We start from the raw sequence: 14,656 nt of genomic DNA on the forward strand, positions 1-14,656 counted from the left end.
ACGTCCACACGAGGATATCGTTCACAACCGAATCCGCCCTCCGAAGAGGGGCATGCTCAGCGGACGGTCGCGTGCGGATGCTGCGGGTGTTCGAGCGTGTCGGCGATCAGTCGCAACGCATCGTCGCATTCGTTGCGCGTGAGCGGCCCGCCGAGGCACACGCGCACCGCGTCGGGCGGGTCGCCATCGGTCGAGAACGCGGCGCTCGCCACCACGGCCACGCCCTGCGTGCGCAGGTAGGACGCGAACTCCACCACGCTCCAGGACGACGACAGCGGCAGCCACAGGTGGAAGCCCTCGGGCTGCGACAGCACGCCGCGGCCCGCGAGGTGGCGCGAGGCCATCGCCTGGCGCGCCATCGACTCCGCTCGGATGGCCTGGACCATGGCCTCGGCCGTGCCGTCGAGCACCCAGCGGCTCGTGAGCGCGTTGGTGATGGGCGACGCCATCACCGTGGTGGCCCGCAGCGCGCCGGCCAGCCGCTGCGCCTGCCGTTCGCTGGGCGCACACACGTACGCGGTGCGCACGCCCGCGCCCAGGCACTTGCTGAAGCCGGTGACGTACCACGTGAGCTCCGGCGCGAGCAGCGCGATGGGCGAGGGCTTCTCGCGCGGCAGCATCGCGTAGGCGTCGTCCTCGATGATCGGGATCGAGAAGCGCAGCGCCACGTCGGCCAGCGCCTCGCGGCGGGCAGGCGAGATCGACGTCGTGGTGGGGTTGAGCACGGTCGGGTTGCAGTACAGCGCCTTCGGCTTGAGCGTCTTGCAGGCCAGTTCGAACGCGGCGGCGCTCGGGCCCTCGTCGTCGAGCGGCAACGCATGCAGCTGCACGCCCAGCTGGTTCGCGAGCGCCTTGATGCCCGGGTAGGTGAGCGACTCCACGCAGATCAGTTCGCCGGGTCGCGCGAGCTGCGACACCAATGCGGCCAGCGCGCTGTGGATGCCGGGGCACACCAGCACGTGTTCGCCACGGCAGTCGGGCAGCACGCGGCGCAGCCACTGCACCGCGGCGCGGCGGTCGTCGGGGGCGCCGCCGAAGTCCTGGTAGCGCATCAGGTCGTACAGGTCGGTGCGGGCCATCACGTCGGCGGCGCTGTCGTGCATGCGGGCCAGCAGCGCCGCGTCGGCGGGCTCGGGTGGCATGTTCATCGTCATCTCGGCGCCGCTGCCGCCGCGCAGCGGCAGCGACGGGCTCGTGCCGCGCACGAAGGTGCCCATGCCGGGCCGCGAGTCGATCAGCCCGCGCTTGCGCGCCTCCGCGTACGCGCGGGCCACCGTCGTGTAGTTCAGCCGCAGCAGGTCGGCGAGTTCGCGCAGCGTGGGCAGGCGCTCGCGGGCCGAGAGCCGGCCGTTGCGCACGTCCTCGGCGATCAGGTCGGCGATCAGCAGGTACGCGGGCTGCGCGCTCGCCTCGAGGCGGCGGGACCAGTGGGCGACGGGGTGGTTCATCGGATTGATCGCACGGGTTGATCGGATCGGCAGGGGGATTGATCGCATATCGCGTGCCCGCCGATCGCCCGAATGCGGTGCGCCGGGAGGGCTTGATCGGAGGCATTGATCGGATGGGAAAGCCTCGTGCTGGTGCGGGTTGTCGGCCGTCCGCAGGGGTTTTCCGGGGCTCGAAAAAAAGTTGATCGACCGCCACGCGGCCCGAATGCGTGTTGATCGCGGATTGATCGCATGGCGGGTGCCATCGAGTGGCACACCGCATGCAAAGGAGGAGGGCGCGCAACCCCATCACCCCGATCCTTTCCACGGAGAACCTCATGCCCAAAGTCACCCAACCCGCCAGCAAGAAAGGCGACTTCCTCGTCGACTACGAAGAGAAGGTCTTCGAGGACGTGAAGGCCGAGCCCGGCGAGAAGGCGCTCGTCACGTTCCACACCGTCGCGTTCGAGGGCTCCATCGGCTTCGTGAACCTGCTGCAGGCCACGCGCCTGCAGCGCAAGGGGTTCGAGACGTCGATCCTGCTGTACGGCCCGGGCGTGACGCTCGGCGTCAAGCGCGGCTTCCCGACCCTCGGCGACGAGGCCTTCCCGGGCCACCAGAACTTCAACAACCAGATCGGCAAGTTCATCGCCGAAGGCGGCAAGGTGTATGCCTGCCGCTTCGCGCTGCAGGCGCTGTACGGCCACGGCGAAGGCTCGCTGATCGAAGGCATCCGCCCGATCAGCCCGCTCGACGTGCTCGACATCGTGCTGCTGCACCGCAAGTCGAACGCGTTCATCCTCGACACCTGGACGCTGTGAAGGCCGGGGGACCTCGATGAACGACTCCCCGAAGACGGTGCGCGCGGCGGCGGTGCAGATCGCCCCCGACCTCGACCACCCCGAACGCACGCTCGACCGCGTGTGCGACGCGATCGACCGCGCGGCCGACCAGGGGGCGCAGCTCGCCGTGTTCCCCGAAACCTTCCTGCCGTACTACCCGTACTTCTCGTTCGTGCAGCCGCCGGTGCAACAGGGACCGGCGCACCTGCGCCTGTACGAGCACGCGGTGGTGGTGCCCGGCCCGGTGACCCAGGCCGTGGCCGAACGCGCCGCCGCGCGCCGCTGCGTGGTGGTGCTCGGCGTCAACGAACGCGACCACGGCAGCCTCTACAACACGCAGCTGGTCTTCGACGCCGACGGCTCGCTCAAGCTCAAGCGCCGCAAGATCACCCCCACGTACCACGAGCGGATGATCTGGGGCCAGGGCGACGCCGCGGGCCTGAAGGTGGTGGACACCGCCGCGGGCCGCGTGGGGGCGCTCGCGTGCTGGGAGCACTACAACCCGCTCGCCCGCTACGCGCTGATGACCCAGCACGAGCAGATCCACTGCGCGCAGTTCCCCGGCTCGCTCGTGGGCCCCATCTTCGCGGACCAGATGGCCGTGACGATCCGCCACCACGCGCTGGAGTCGGGCTGCTTCGTCGTCAACGCCACCGGCTGGCTCACCGACGCGCAGGTGGCCAGTGTCACGAAGGACCCCGCGCTGCAGGGCGCGCTGCGTGGCGGCTGCCACACCGCGATCGTTTCGCCCGAGGGCAGGTACCTCGCCGAGCCGCTGACCGAAGGCGAGGGGATGGTCGTCGCCGACCTCGACTTCGCGCTGATCACCAAACGCAAACGGATGATGGATTCGGTGGGCCACTACGCCCGCCCCGAACTGCTGGGCCTGCTGGTCAACGACCGGCCCGCCGTGACCCGTGTGCCGATGAACCCCACCAGGAGCCCCTCCGATGAACACGCCCCCTCCGATCTCGCCGGCCAGCCGGCAGCTGATGACCGAGCTGCAGTCCTTCGGGTTGCGGCTGGCTGATCCCGGTGCCGCGAGCGGCGTCGCGAGCCGCCGCGGTGGGGCGGGCCCGTCGGACCACAAGGCCGTCACCGTCGACGGCCACACGATCATGGTGCCGGTGCACACGTCGAGCGCGTGGCAGTCGCCGTTCGTGGCCCAGGCGCCCGATGCCGAGGGCCGCAGCGCGCTGACGCGCGGCAGCATCCCGATCGCCCGCATCGAGTTCCCGAAGGCGCCGCGCTTCTACGCGCTGCAGACGATGGACGGCGTGCCGTACTCGCACATCGCGACGCTGCACGGCGCCGACGTGCTGGCCACGACCGTGCTGCAGACCTGCATCCGCTACGAGAGCCGGAAGAAGACCTGCAAGTTCTGCGCGATCGGACAGTCGCTCGCCGCGGGCCGCACCATCGCGCACAAGACGCCCGAGCAGCTCGCCGAAGTGGCACGGGCGGCGGTGCTGCTCGACGGCGTGCGCCACATGGTGATGACGACCGGCACGCCGAACGCCACCGACCGTGGCGCGCAGGTGCTGTGCGACAGCGCCTTCGCGATCAAGGCGGCGGTGGACCTGCCGCTGCAGGCCCAGTGCGAACCGCCGGACGACGACCGCTGGTTCGAGCGTTTGGCCGCCGCCGGCATCGACACGCTGGGCATGCACCTGGAGGTGGTGACGCCCGAGCTGCGCGAGCGGCTGATGCCGGGCAAGGCCACGGTGCCGGTGTCCCGCTACCTGACGGCCTTCGAGGCGGCGGTGAAGGTGTTCGGCCGCGGGCAGGTCAGCACGTACATCCTCGCGGGCCTGGGGGACACCCGCGAGGCCATCCTGTCGCTGTGCGAGACGCTGCTCGCGATCGGCGTGTACCCGTTCGTCGTGCCGTTCGTGCCCATCAGCGGCACGCCGCTCGAGGACCATCCGGCGCCGTCGCCCGACTTCATGCGCTCGGTGCTGGAGCCGCTGGGGCGCATGGTGGGTGACGCGGGCCTGCGGTCCGGCGACATCAAGGCCGGTTGCGGCAAGTGCGGCGCGTGCTCGTCGCTGTCGGTGTTCGAGACATGATCGATCTGGCCCCCGCCCCGCCGTTCGTGCCGTGCGAGTTCCGCGTGAAGTGGGCGCACGGCGACTGGGAACTCGACCACGCCCGGCGCCTGCGCCGCGCGGTGTTCTGCGTGGAGCAGGGCGTGTTCGTCGGTGACGACACCGACGACATCGACGCTCACGCCCAGCTGCTCGTGGCCGTCGCCCACGTCGCCGGCCTGCCGGAGCAGGTGGTGGGCACGGTGCGCATCCACGAGGAGGCGCCGGGCCGCTGGTGGGGCTCGCGCCTCGCGGTGCACGCGGCGTTCCGCCACCACGGCCGCATCGGGGCCACGCTGATCCGCCTGGCGGTGGGCAGCGCCCACGCGCGCGGCTGCCACACCTTCCTCGCCCACGTGCAGGCGCAGAACGTGCCGATGTTCGAGAAGCTCGCATGGACCGGCCTCGCCGACGAGGTGCTGCACGGCCGGCCGCACCGGTTGATGTCGGCGGACCTGGCGGCCTATCCGCCGTGCCACACGCCCTACGCGGGCCACGTGGCCGCGTCGAGGAGCCGGCCATGACGATGTCGGACCTCGCCGCGGCCCTGCGCGAGAGCCGCGGCTTCGCGCACAAGCGCGACATCGGCGACGCGGTGGGCGCGCTCGGCGCCCAGGCCGTGGGCACCGGCGACGACACCGCGGCGATCCCCGACGGCGACGGCTGGCTGCTCTTCGCGATCGAGGGGTTCGTCGCCGACTTCGTCGCGACGATGCCCTGGTTCGCCGGCTGGTGCGGCGTGATGGTCAACGTGAGCGACATCGCGGCGATGGGCGGGCGTCCCGTCGCGGTGGTCGACGCGGTGTGGAGCCGCGGGGCCGAAGGCTCGGCCCAGGTGATGGCCGGCATGGCCGCGGCCTCCGAGCGCTATGGCGTGCCGGTCGTGGGCGGCCACAGCAACCACCGCGCGTCCGAGTCGCAACTGGCCGTCGCCATCGTGGGTCGTGCGAAACGCCTGCTGACGAGCTTCGACGCGCGACCGGGCCACGACCTCGTGATGGCGATCGACCTGCGCGGCGCGTACCAGGAACCGCATCCGTACTGGAACGCGGCCACCGAGGCGCCGGGTGAACGGCTGCGCGGCGACCTGGATCTGTTGCCCGCGATCGCCGAGGCGGGGCTGTGTGGCGCGGCGAAGGACATCAGCATGGCCGGGGCCGTGGGCACGGCGCTGATGCTGCTGGAGTGTTCGCGCGTGGGCGCCGTGATCGACGTCGACGCGATTCCGCGCCCGCCCGGTGTGCCGCTCGCCCGCTGGCTGCTGAGTTTCCCGAGCTTCGGCTTCGTGCTGAGCGTGCCGCCCGAGCACACCGGCGAGGTGCTCGCGCGGTTCGCCGCGCGGGGCATCGCCGCGGCGGTGGTCGGTGGCGTGGACGACTCGCAACGCGTGACCCTGCGCAGTGGTCCCGACGAGGCCGGGCTGTGGGACCTGCGATCGACCCCCTTCATTCTTCCAGGAGGACCGGCCCATGCGTGACACGTCCATCGAGCGCTGGTCCGCGCGGCTGCGCATCGGCCTGCTGACCCATTCGGTGAACCCGCGGGGGGGTGTGGTGCACACGCTGGAACTCGCGAAGGCACTGCACGAGGCGGGGCACCACGTCACGGTGTTCGCGCCGGCCGGGCCGGGGCAGGGGCTCTTCCGGCCGGTACCGCACGCGGTGGAGCTGATGCCGTTGTCGCTGGCCTCGGGCGGTCTCGCGACCCGCGTGGGCGCGCGCATCGACGATTGCGTGAACCACCTGCGGCGCCGGCGTCCTGCCGACAGCTTCGACGTGCTGCACGCGCAGGACAGCATCAGCGGCAACGCGCTGGCGGTGCTGCGCGACGAGGGCGCCATCGGCGGGTTCACGCGCACCGTGCACCACCTCGACACCTTCGACGACCCGCGGCTGACGGCCTGGCAGCAGCGCGCGTTCCGCGCCGCCGACCAGGTGTTGTGCGTGAGCCGGCTGTGGTGCGACACGCTCAAGCGCGAACACCAGGTGGAGGCGTCGCTGGTGGCCAACGGCGTCGACCGCACGCGCTTCTCGCCGGGGCCTGGCCACGGCGACGACCGCGTGGCGCTGTCGCTCGGCCTGCGTCCGGGCAGCCCGCTGTTCCTCGCGGTGGGGGGCATCGAGGAGCGCAAGAACACCCGCCGCGTGCTGGCCGCCTTCGCCGAGGTGCGTCGCTCGATGCCGGCCGCGCAGCTCGCGATCGTGGGCGGCGCCACGCTGCTGGACCACGGCGACTACGTGCGTGCGTTCGACGTCGACCTCGCGGCGAGCGGCCTCGTGCCGGGCCGCGACGTGGTGCTGACCGGCGCCGTGCCCGATGCCGACATGCCTGCGCTGTTCCGCCTCGCCGACGCCCTGGTGATGCCGTCGCTGCGCGAAGGCTTCGGCCTCGTCGTGCTCGAAGCACTGGCGAGCGGCACGCCGGTGGTCGTCTCGCGCATCGCACCGTTCACCGAATACCTCGACGCCGCGGAGGGCGGTTGGCTGTGGTCCGACCCGGAACGGTCCGGGTCGATCGCCTCGGCCATGGTGCGTGCCGCCGACCCCGCACGCGCCGCGTCCTTGCGCCGGTCACCGCCCGCGGTGCTCGACCGCTACAGCTGGACGGCCAGCGCCGCCCGCCACGTCGCGCTCTACCGCGCCCACCATGCCCTCGCGGGCCATCCTTGCTGAGACCACCATGCCTGTCATGCACTTCACCGTCCGCTGGCCGGACGCCCAGGAATCCCGTTGCTACTCGCCCTCGCTCGTGGTGAAGGACTTCCTGGAACCCGGCCGGCACTACCCGCTGCCCGACTTCCTCGCACGCACCCGCGAGGCGCTGAACATCGCCTCCGAGCGCGTGCGCGCGAAGTACGGCTTCGCCTGCTCCGCCGCGATGGACCAGCTCGCCCGCATCGAAGACACGGCCGGGCGGTTCATCGACTGGCCCGAGGCCGGTGTCGACGTGATCGCCTTCGACGACAACCCCTGAGGACTTCCATGAACACCCCAACCGAACACCACGACGTCGTGATCGTCGGCGGCGGCCAGGCCGGCCTGTCGCTCAGCCACTACCTGCAGCAGCGCGGCGTGGACCACGTCGTGCTCGAGAAACACGCGCCGATGCACACCTGGCGCACGCAGCGCTGGGACGCGTTCTCGCTCGTCACGCCCAACTGGCAGTGCAAGCTGCCCGGCTGGGAGTACGCAGGCGACGACCCGCACGGCTTCATGACCAAGCCGCAGATCCTCGACTACCTCGACGGCTTCGCGAAACACGTGGGCGCGCCGGTGCGGTCCGGCGTGGCCGTGACCCGGGTCGTGCCCCGCGCCGGTGGGGGCTTCGACGTGGCGACGTCGGCCGGTGCGATGACGGCGGGCCAGGTGGTGGTGGCCTCGGGCGGGTACCACGAGCCCATCGTGCCGCGCATGGCCGAGCGGCTGCCGGCCTCGGTGCGGCAGGTCCATTCCGAGGCCTACCGCAACCCGGCCTCGCTGCCCGAGGGCGCGGTGCTGGTGGTGGGCTCGGGCCAGTCCGGTGCGCAGATCGCGGAGGACCTGCACCTCGCCGGCCGGAAGGTGGTGCTGGCCGTGGGCCAGGCGCCGCGCTGCGCGCGGTTCTACCGCGGCCGCGACGTGGTGACGTGGCTCGCCGACATGGGCTACTACGACATGTCGGTGCAGGACCACCCGCTGCGCGAGGGTGTCCGCGACAACACGAACCACTACGTCACCGGCCGCGACGGCGGACGCGACATCGACCTGCGCCGCTTCGCCACCGAAGGCATGGAACTCTACGGCGCGCTCGACGGCCTCGAGGACGGCGTGCTGCGGTTCAAGGGCAACCTGCGCGAGCACCTCGACCATGCCGATGCCATCTACAACGGCATCAACGCGTCGATCGACCGCCACATCGCGGAGAAGGGCCTCGACGCACCGCAGCCGTCTACCTACACGCCGGTGTGGCAGCCCGGGGCGGAGCGCACGACGCTCGACCTGGCCGCGTCGGGCATCGGCAGCGTGGTGTGGTGCATCGGCTTCCGTCCGGCCTTCGGCTGGGTGGACGCGCCGGTCTTCAACGGCCGCGGGGAACCCATGCACGTGCGCGGGGTGTCGCCCGTGCCGGGCCTGTACTTCCTCGGGCTGCCGTGGCTGCACACGTGGGGGTCGGGACGTTTCTCGGGTGTGGCGCGTGACGCGCTGTTCCTGGCGGAACGGATCGAAGGGGCGAACGGGATGCGGGCGCCGGCCTCAGCCGAGCCGCGCGTTCACGCGAGCGCGGTGTAGGTCGCCTGGACCGCCTCGGACCAGTGGGCGACCTGGTCCGGGTCTTCCGCGACCCGACCGGCCGACACCAGCACCCGCCGCGCGGCGAGGCGGTTGCCGGCGAGCAGCACCTGCGCGAGCGCGTCGTCGGCCTGTTCGAAGCCGCCGGCACCCTTCACCGCGCGGGCGGCCGCGTGCAGCGGCGCGCTGAGCTTCCAGCCGATCACGAACTGGCTGAAGAGGCGCTCGCGCCGTGCCTGGAACGCGTGGCGGAAGCCGCGGCTGAAGGCCAGGCCCGGGGGCGGCGACAGCTTCTCGAACACGTGGTCGAGGGCGCGCCAGCCGGCGGTCCAGCCGACGTCGTACAGCAGGCCGCCGAGGTAGGCCTCGAACGGGTCGATCCCGCGGTCCTGGGCGAGCGCGCGGCACAGGTCGGCCTGGGCCTGCGAATGGGCCCAGATGTGGCCGGCGGCCCGTGTGGAGAGCTGGCCGGGCTGGGCGCCGAACATCGGCTTGAGCACGACCTTCGCGATGGCCTGGCGCAGGCCGGTGGTGCCCACGCGGCGCACCGCGTCGGCGAGTTCGGTGACCGGCTCGTGCCCGCGGAACGCGAGGCTGTTGGCCAGGCGCGTGACCTCGGCCACGAGGTTCGGGTCGCGCGAGACCCGCTGCGCGAGTTCGCCGGCCGACTGGCTTTCGTCGCGCAGGCTGTTGAGGAGCTGGGGGATCAGGCCGGCGGCGCGCGGCAGCAGCTCGCCGCGGCCCTTGTCGGCCGTGATCAGCGTGTCGAGCTCCTCGAGCCAGCGGGCTTCGTCCGGAGGGGCCGGGTGGTCGGTGGCCGGGAGCTGGTCGAGCATCCAGGCGAAGACCTCGCCGTCGAGGTCGGCCAGGGGGACGGGGGCGCGGCGGTCGGGGACCGGGAGGGACGAGGGGGTGGCCGTGTCGGGCGGCAGCGTGGTCCGCACCGAGGTGTCTCTGGAGAGCAGGTTGCTGACGCGGCGCACCCAACTTGTCATGGCGACCCACGGTCCGGATGAAGGGAAGTGGGCCGCAGTATCGCAGCCCGCGAGCGTCCTGGAATCAGGATTTAGGCCACAGAACCCACACCCGGAGCGGTTGTTTCATCCGCCCGGCCTGCTGTTCCGCGGTGGTGCCCCAGCCCCAGAAGAAGTCCGCGCGCACGGCGCCGACGATGGCGCTGCCGGTGTCCTGGGCCATCACGAGGCGCTGCAGCGGCTGGTTGGACAGCGGCTCGGTGGTGTCGAGCCACACCGGCGTGCCGTACGGGATGCTCTGCGGATCGACGGCGATCGAGCGCCCCGGGGTGAGTGGCACGCCCTGCGCGCCGCGGGGGCCCACGGACGGGTCGGCCAGCGCCTCCTCGCGGAAGAACACCGTGCGCGGGTTGCTCCACAGCAGGTCGTTCAGGCGCTGCGGGTTGCGCTGTGCCCACGACTTGATGCCGGGCCACGAGGCCTGGTCGGCGCGCAGCTCACCCTGGTCGATCAGCCAGCGGCCCACCGACTTGTACGGGTGGTTGTTGTGGCCGGCGAACGCGGCGCGCACGAGGCGCTGGGTGCCGTTGGGCTCCTGCACCATCAGGCGGCCGGAGCCCTGGATCTGCAGGATCAGCGCGTCGAGCGGGTCCGCCACGTAGGCGAGTTCCCGGCCGGCGAGGCCGGCCTTCGCGGCCGGCACGGTGTCGAGCTGCTGCCGGGTCCAGTACGGGTTGCGGGACGCGAGGTCGGCCGGTGGCCCGTACAGCGGCACGCGGTAGGGGCCGCGGGGCTTGCGGCTCGCCTCGATCAGCGGCTCGAAGTAGCCGGTGATCATGCCTTCGGTGGCACCTTCGGCCGTCTCGACGCGCCACGGGTCCAGGCGCTGGCGCAGCCAGGCGCGGGCGCTGGCGTCTGTCATCGGGCCGGCGGCGCGGGCATCGACACACACGCGGGCCCAGTCGAAGGCCGGGCGTTCGCAGCCGCGCAGCAGCGCGGGCCACAGTTCGGTGGTGGCGTCCGACTCCCAGCCGGGCAGGTCGGACCACTGGGCCGGGGTCCAGCGCGAGCGTTCGCGCACGATGGCCGCGCCGGGGCGGGCGGGGGCGGACGGGGTGGCGCCGGGGTGGCTTTCCACCGGGGCGGGCGGCGTCGAGGGGCCGGTCGCGCATGCGGCCAGCACCCCTAGAATCATCGCCGACAGGGCCGGCCGCAGCGCGCGGGCCGGACGAAGGAATCGCATCATGGGCTTGATCCTGCTCGAGGCGCTGGGCGCACTCGTCGTGTTGGTGTTGATCGTCTGGTGGACGATGTTCTCGGGCCGGCGCGGCGGCGAGCGGCGCGACGACGACCCCGAAAAGTGACGGGCCAGGCTCACCGCGGCGGAACGATGAAGCTCAGCGGCTTGTGCCACAGCCGCTGGCGGATCGCGCGATAGATGCGGCTGCGGTCGCGCAGGCGGATGCCCCGCGAGCGCAGCGCCACGCGGAACGCCAGCAGGAAGCTCACGCTCAGGTTCAGCACCCCGGTGACCGGGATGGCCGCCACGCACCACCAGAACGCAGGTTCGTGCAGCACCTGGGTGCCGAGCGCACCGGCGGCCGCGGCGATCTGGCCGGTGGAGAGGGTCACGTGGCGCACGTCGAGCGGCAGGCCGAAGAACGCGGACACCACCGGCACGATGCCGAGCATCAGGCCCAGCGAGATGTTCGACGTGAAGCCCGAGATGTTGTTGCGCCAGAACTCCGCCCAGCGCTGCGCGCGGGCGCGGCCCAGGTGCGAGACGATGCGCGGGTTCCACATGATCGCGCTGTCGAGCCGGTGCCAGACGAACCAGTTCTCCACCCAGCCCGCGATGATGGAGCTGGCGAACAGCAGCACGCCGGTGAAGGCCGCGTAGAACGGTGTGGGGCCGAGCAGGGTCAGCGAGTCCAGCACGTGTTCGGCGCTGGCCTCGCCCACGAGCGGCCGGCCGAACAGCGCGTTCGCCGCGAGCTGCACGCCCAGCACCAGCGGCGCCACGACGGTCAGGTTGCCGAGGATGCCGGCCGACTGCGAGCGGATCAGGTGGGCCACCTCGTCGACGAACCCCTCCACCGCCGCGTCGTTCGAGACGTCGCGCAGCTTCTCGGCCATGGCCGGCGCCGTCATCGCAGGCTGCTTGGTGGCCACCGTCCAGTGCGCGAGGTGGATTAGCACGAAGCTGCCCGCGTAGTTGACGCCGGCCCAGAAGCCCGCCCAGAACGCCGTGAGGCCGAGCGCCATCACGAAGAACTTCATCAGCGTGGTGCCGGCCAGCACCGCGCCGCCGCCGGCCGCGGCCTTCAGCATGCGCGCGTAGGCGCCGCGGTCGCGGGTGATGTAGTGTTCTCCCGTCTCGGCGCTGCGTTCGGCCACCTTGCGCGCGAGCATCGAGTAGTGCCGCGTGAACGGCTCGCGCAGGCTGCGGCGTTCGCCGGCCGTGCGCACCAGCTGCGCGAGCAGGCGGGTGACCTCCGTGCCGGGGTTGTTGCTGATCACGCAGTTCAGCAGGTCCTCGATGCGGTGGGTGCGGCGGTCGAGCTGGTCCAGCTCGAACACGAGGTCGACCGAGATGCCGTGTTCCTCGAGGTGGTCGTTGACCGAGAGGGCGCAGCGGCGGCAGGTGTCGAGCAGCGCGCGCAGGTACTGGGCCGAGACCAGCAGCGCCTCGGCGTTGCCGTTCTCGGCGTGTTCGCGGATGTCCTCGGCGACACGGGCGAGCTGGCGGAACGGCTTGGCGACCAGCAGCTCGCGGCTCATGCGCGCGCGGATCATCGGCGAGAAGCCGAGCGCTCGGATCGACGTCGCGAGGAACATGATCGCGTCGAGGAAGGGCGCCTTCCAGTTGACGGCGTCGGCGTGGTCCTTCGGGGTCAGCAGCGTGATCAGGCGCTGCAGCGTGGGCGGGTCGATGGCCTCGAGCCACTCGGCATCGCGTTCCTGCGGGAACAGCAGCGTGAACAGCTCGCCGAGGTCGCGCGTGTCCGGCGTGCCGGGCAGCACGCGCAGGCGCAGGCGCTGGCCCAGTTCGCCGAGCAGCGACGTGCGCGGCGAGAAGCCGTAGTCGGCGAGCAGCGCGGCGGTGTCCACCTCTTCCCAGAACCGGCGCAGCACGCGGCGCACCTGCACCTCGTGCTGCGGATGGCGCTCGAGCACGTTCAGCAGGTGGCGCAGGCGCAGCAGCGGCGTGGGGGTCTGCGCCTGCATCGGCTGCTGCTGCGGCAGCGGGGCGTGGCGCAGCCATTCGAGCAGGCGCACGAGCCAGAGGTGGCGTTCGGGCAGCGACGCGTCGGCGTCGGCGGAGGTCAGCAGGGCACTCAGGTCCCAGGGCCCTTCGGCCGGGACCATGGGGTTTCGCAATTTCAGCATCAGTGCAGGGCGGACGCGATGGTCAGGCCGAACTCGGGGATGGGCGCCTCGAAGAGGTGGGCGTCCTCGGTCATGCAGAAGAAGGTGCCGCGCATGCTGCCCTGGGGCGTGCTGATGCGGGTCCAGCTCGTGTACTCGAAGCGTTCGCCCGGCTGCAGCAGCGGCTGCTGGCCGATGACACCGAGCCCGCGCACCTCTTCCACCCGCCCCGTGGCGTTCGTGATGATCCAGTGCCGCGCGATCAGCTGCGCCGCCACGTCACCGGTGTTGCGGATGGTGATGGTGTAGGCGAAGGCGTGGCGGTGGGCTTCCGCGTCCGATTGTTCGGGCTGGTGGCGCACGACGGCGCTGCAGGTGAATTCGGGCTTGCTCATGCGGCCCATTCTAGGAGGGCAGCCGCCCGGAACGTGCAATATGCCCGGCCGGCGCGGGACGGGCCTCTTAAAATCGCGGGATGAGCCATACCCCCACCTACCGCATCGCCCCGAGCATCCTGTCCGCCGATTTCGCCCGCCTGGGCGAGGAAGTGCGTTCGGTGATCGATGCCGGCGCCGACTGGATCCACTTCGACGTGATGGACAACCATTACGTCCCGAACCTGACCTTCGGCCCGATGATCTGCGAGGCGCTGCGCAAGCACGCAGTCACTTCCACCGGCACCCGCGTGCCCATCGACGTGCACCTGATGGTGCAGCCGGTCGATTCGCTGGCCCAGGCCTTCTGCAAGGCCGGCGCCGACATCGTCACCTTCCACCCCGACGCCAGCACGCACGTGGACCGCACGCTGCAGCTGATCAAGGCCGAAGGCTGCCAGGCCGGCCTCGTGTTCAATCCGGCCACGCCGCTCGACGTGCTCGAGTGGGTGATCGACAAGGTCGACGTGGTGCTCATCATGAGCGTGAACCCGGGCTTCGGCGGCCAGAGCTTCATCCCGTCGGCGCTGAAGAAGATCGAGCAGGCGCGCCGCATCATCGACGCGAGCGGCCGCGACATCCGCCTCGAGGTGGACGGTGGCATCAAGGCCGCGAACATCCGCGAGGTGGCCGCCGCCGGCGCCGACACCTTCGTGGCCGGCAGCGCCATCTTCACGCAGAAGGACTACCAGGCCGCCATCGGCGCGATGCGTGCCGAGCTGGCCCGTGCCGGCTGAGCGCGACGACGGCCCCGTTTCCCTCCGCCCGATGCAGCCGGCCGACGTGCCGGCGGTGATGGCCGTGCAGGCCGCCTGTTATGGCGAGCACCTGCTGGAGCCGGCCGGCGTGCTGCACGACCGGCTGGTGGCCGCGGCCGACACCTGCTGGGTGGCGCTGCGGGGAGACCGGGTGTGCGCGTACCTGGCCGCGTACCGATCGCGCCTGGGCGCCGTCACGGCGCTGAACGGGCCGTTCAAGCCCGTGCCGAGCCCCGACACGTTGTACCTGCACGATCTGGCGGTGCACCCGGACGCACACGGCTCGGGTCTGGGCGGTCGCCTGGTCGACGGCCTGATGGTGCTCGCGCGGCGCGAAGGCCTGCGGTGGTCGGCCCTGGTGGCGGTGCAGGGGGCCACGTCGTTCTGGCGCCGGCACGGCTACGAGCCGCACGCGCCGGCCCAGCCGGAACGCCTGGGCGCGTACGGCGGCGACGCGCACTACATGGTGCGGCCGCTGGTGGCCTGACGCCGCGCGG

Annotated in this window: 15 protein-coding genes; 10 read left to right on the forward strand and 5 right to left on the reverse strand. The window is 71.7% G+C overall.

Annotation, left to right across the window (positions count from 1 at the left end):
- Positions 1 to 56: 56 nt before the first annotated feature.
- A complete protein-coding gene (locus A4W93_RS02415; protein WP_085749099.1) occupies positions 57 to 1,448 on the reverse strand; it encodes an aminotransferase-like domain-containing protein in 1,392 nt (463 codons plus the stop codon).
- 317 nt (positions 1,449 to 1,765) lie between these two features.
- Between A4W93_RS02415 and A4W93_RS02420 the strand changes: the two genes are divergently transcribed.
- Genes A4W93_RS02420 through A4W93_RS02455 form a run of 8 tightly spaced genes read left to right on the forward strand, consistent with a single transcriptional unit; the run spans position 1,766 to position 8,624 of the window.
- On the forward strand, positions 1,766 to 2,248 hold the full coding sequence (locus tag A4W93_RS02420) for an MSMEG_0572/Sll0783 family nitrogen starvation response protein (protein ID WP_085749100.1): 483 nt from the start codon (positions 1,766 to 1,768) through the stop codon (positions 2,246 to 2,248).
- 16 nt (positions 2,249 to 2,264) lie between these two features.
- Positions 2,265 to 3,299, forward strand: a complete 1,035-nt coding sequence (locus A4W93_RS02425) for a Nit6803 family nitrilase (protein WP_085749101.1) — start codon at positions 2,265 to 2,267, stop codon at positions 3,297 to 3,299.
- Positions 3,262 to 4,338 carry an MSMEG_0568 family radical SAM protein gene (locus A4W93_RS02430; RefSeq protein ID WP_085754011.1) on the forward strand — a complete coding sequence of 359 codons (1,077 nt, stop codon included), beginning with the start codon at positions 3,262 to 3,264 and terminating at the stop codon, positions 4,336 to 4,338. The genes A4W93_RS02425 and A4W93_RS02430 overlap by 38 nt, the downstream gene beginning before the upstream one ends.
- Positions 4,335 to 4,880, forward strand: a complete 546-nt coding sequence (locus A4W93_RS02435) for an MSMEG_0567/Sll0786 family nitrogen starvation N-acetyltransferase (RefSeq protein ID WP_085749102.1) — start codon at positions 4,335 to 4,337, stop codon at positions 4,878 to 4,880. The genes A4W93_RS02430 and A4W93_RS02435 overlap by 4 nt, the downstream gene beginning before the upstream one ends.
- Complete coding sequence (locus tag A4W93_RS02440) at positions 4,877 to 5,833, forward strand: sll0787 family AIR synthase-like protein (protein WP_237357669.1); 957 nt, start codon at positions 4,877 to 4,879, stop codon at positions 5,831 to 5,833. The genes A4W93_RS02435 and A4W93_RS02440 overlap by 4 nt, the downstream gene beginning before the upstream one ends.
- Positions 5,826 to 7,028, forward strand: coding sequence for an MSMEG_0565 family glycosyltransferase (locus A4W93_RS02445; protein ID WP_085749103.1), 1,203 nt, complete (start codon positions 5,826 to 5,828; stop codon positions 7,026 to 7,028). Before A4W93_RS02440 ends, A4W93_RS02445 begins: the two co-directional genes overlap by 8 nt.
- 7 nt (positions 7,029 to 7,035) lie before the next feature.
- On the forward strand, positions 7,036 to 7,329 hold the full coding sequence (locus A4W93_RS02450) for an MSMEG_0570 family nitrogen starvation response protein (protein WP_085749104.1): 294 nt from the start codon (positions 7,036 to 7,038) through the stop codon (positions 7,327 to 7,329).
- A gap of 8 nt (positions 7,330 to 7,337) precedes the next feature.
- Complete coding sequence (locus A4W93_RS02455; protein ID WP_085749105.1) at positions 7,338 to 8,624, forward strand: MSMEG_0569 family flavin-dependent oxidoreductase; 1,287 nt, start codon at positions 7,338 to 7,340, stop codon at positions 8,622 to 8,624.
- On the opposite strand, the gene A4W93_RS02460 is transcribed toward A4W93_RS02455, so the two are convergent.
- The 4 genes from A4W93_RS02460 to apaG form a co-directional block, all read right to left on the reverse strand.
- Positions 8,606 to 9,619: an HDOD domain-containing protein gene (locus tag A4W93_RS02460; RefSeq protein WP_099959848.1), complete on the reverse strand. Its 1,014-nt coding sequence runs from the start codon at positions 9,617 to 9,619 to the stop codon at positions 8,606 to 8,608. The genes A4W93_RS02455 and A4W93_RS02460 overlap by 19 nt on opposite strands.
- Positions 9,620 to 9,683: 64 nt before the next feature.
- Positions 9,684 to 10,841 (reverse strand): murein transglycosylase A, encoded by a 1,158-nt coding sequence (gene mltA / locus A4W93_RS02465; RefSeq protein WP_407081722.1) that lies wholly within the window; start codon positions 10,839 to 10,841, stop codon positions 9,684 to 9,686.
- A gap of 131 nt (positions 10,842 to 10,972) precedes the next feature.
- Positions 10,973 to 12,967: a site-specific recombinase gene (locus A4W93_RS02470; protein WP_085749108.1), complete on the reverse strand. Its 1,995-nt coding sequence runs from the start codon at positions 12,965 to 12,967 to the stop codon at positions 10,973 to 10,975.
- Between the two features lie 20 nt (positions 12,968 to 12,987).
- A complete protein-coding gene (apaG, locus tag A4W93_RS02475; protein ID WP_085749109.1) occupies positions 12,988 to 13,362 on the reverse strand; it encodes a Co2+/Mg2+ efflux protein ApaG in 375 nt (124 codons plus the stop codon).
- A gap of 80 nt (positions 13,363 to 13,442) precedes the next feature.
- Between apaG and rpe the strand changes: the two genes are divergently transcribed.
- Positions 13,443 to 14,138, forward strand: coding sequence for a ribulose-phosphate 3-epimerase (gene rpe, locus A4W93_RS02480; protein WP_085749110.1), 696 nt, complete (start codon positions 13,443 to 13,445; stop codon positions 14,136 to 14,138).
- Positions 14,128 to 14,646, forward strand: a complete 519-nt coding sequence (locus tag A4W93_RS02485) for a GNAT family N-acetyltransferase (RefSeq protein WP_237357670.1) — start codon at positions 14,128 to 14,130, stop codon at positions 14,644 to 14,646. The genes rpe and A4W93_RS02485 overlap by 11 nt, the downstream gene beginning before the upstream one ends.
- The last annotated feature ends 10 nt before the right edge of the window (positions 14,647 to 14,656 follow it).

Origin of the sequence: Piscinibacter gummiphilus, from assembly GCF_002116905.1 — a bacterium.
Classification (GTDB): Bacteria; Pseudomonadota; Gammaproteobacteria; order Burkholderiales; family Burkholderiaceae_C; genus Rhizobacter; species Rhizobacter gummiphilus.

What these genes read in the sequence shown, in the direction of transcription:
- A4W93_RS02415 (WP_085749099.1), bottom strand. Translation starts at nt 1,448, where the DNA reads ATGAACCACCCCGTCGCCCACTGGTCCCGCCGCCTCGAGGCGAGCGCG.
- A4W93_RS02420 (WP_085749100.1), top strand. Translation starts at nt 1,766, where the DNA reads ATGCCCAAAGTCACCCAACCCGCCAGCAAGAAAGGCGACTTCCTCGTC.
- A4W93_RS02425 (WP_085749101.1), top strand. Translation starts at nt 2,265, where the DNA reads ATGAACGACTCCCCGAAGACGGTGCGCGCGGCGGCGGTGCAGATCGCC.
- A4W93_RS02430 (WP_085754011.1), top strand. Translation starts at nt 3,262, where the DNA reads ATGACCGAGCTGCAGTCCTTCGGGTTGCGGCTGGCTGATCCCGGTGCC.
- A4W93_RS02435 (WP_085749102.1), top strand. Translation starts at nt 4,335, where the DNA reads ATGATCGATCTGGCCCCCGCCCCGCCGTTCGTGCCGTGCGAGTTCCGC.
- A4W93_RS02440 (WP_237357669.1), top strand. Translation starts at nt 4,877, where the DNA reads ATGACGATGTCGGACCTCGCCGCGGCCCTGCGCGAGAGCCGCGGCTTC.
- A4W93_RS02445 (WP_085749103.1), top strand. Translation starts at nt 5,826, where the DNA reads ATGCGTGACACGTCCATCGAGCGCTGGTCCGCGCGGCTGCGCATCGGC.
- A4W93_RS02450 (WP_085749104.1), top strand. Translation starts at nt 7,036, where the DNA reads ATGCCTGTCATGCACTTCACCGTCCGCTGGCCGGACGCCCAGGAATCC.
- A4W93_RS02455 (WP_085749105.1), top strand. Translation starts at nt 7,338, where the DNA reads ATGAACACCCCAACCGAACACCACGACGTCGTGATCGTCGGCGGCGGC.
- A4W93_RS02460 (WP_099959848.1), bottom strand. Translation starts at nt 9,619, where the DNA reads ATGACAAGTTGGGTGCGCCGCGTCAGCAACCTGCTCTCCAGAGACACC.
- mltA (WP_407081722.1), bottom strand. Translation starts at nt 10,841, where the DNA reads ATGCGATTCCTTCGTCCGGCCCGCGCGCTGCGGCCGGCCCTGTCGGCG.
- A4W93_RS02470 (WP_085749108.1), bottom strand. Translation starts at nt 12,967, where the DNA reads ATGGTCCCGGCCGAAGGGCCCTGGGACCTGAGTGCCCTGCTGACCTCC.
- apaG (WP_085749109.1), bottom strand. Translation starts at nt 13,362, where the DNA reads ATGAGCAAGCCCGAATTCACCTGCAGCGCCGTCGTGCGCCACCAGCCC.
- rpe (WP_085749110.1), top strand. Translation starts at nt 13,443, where the DNA reads ATGAGCCATACCCCCACCTACCGCATCGCCCCGAGCATCCTGTCCGCC.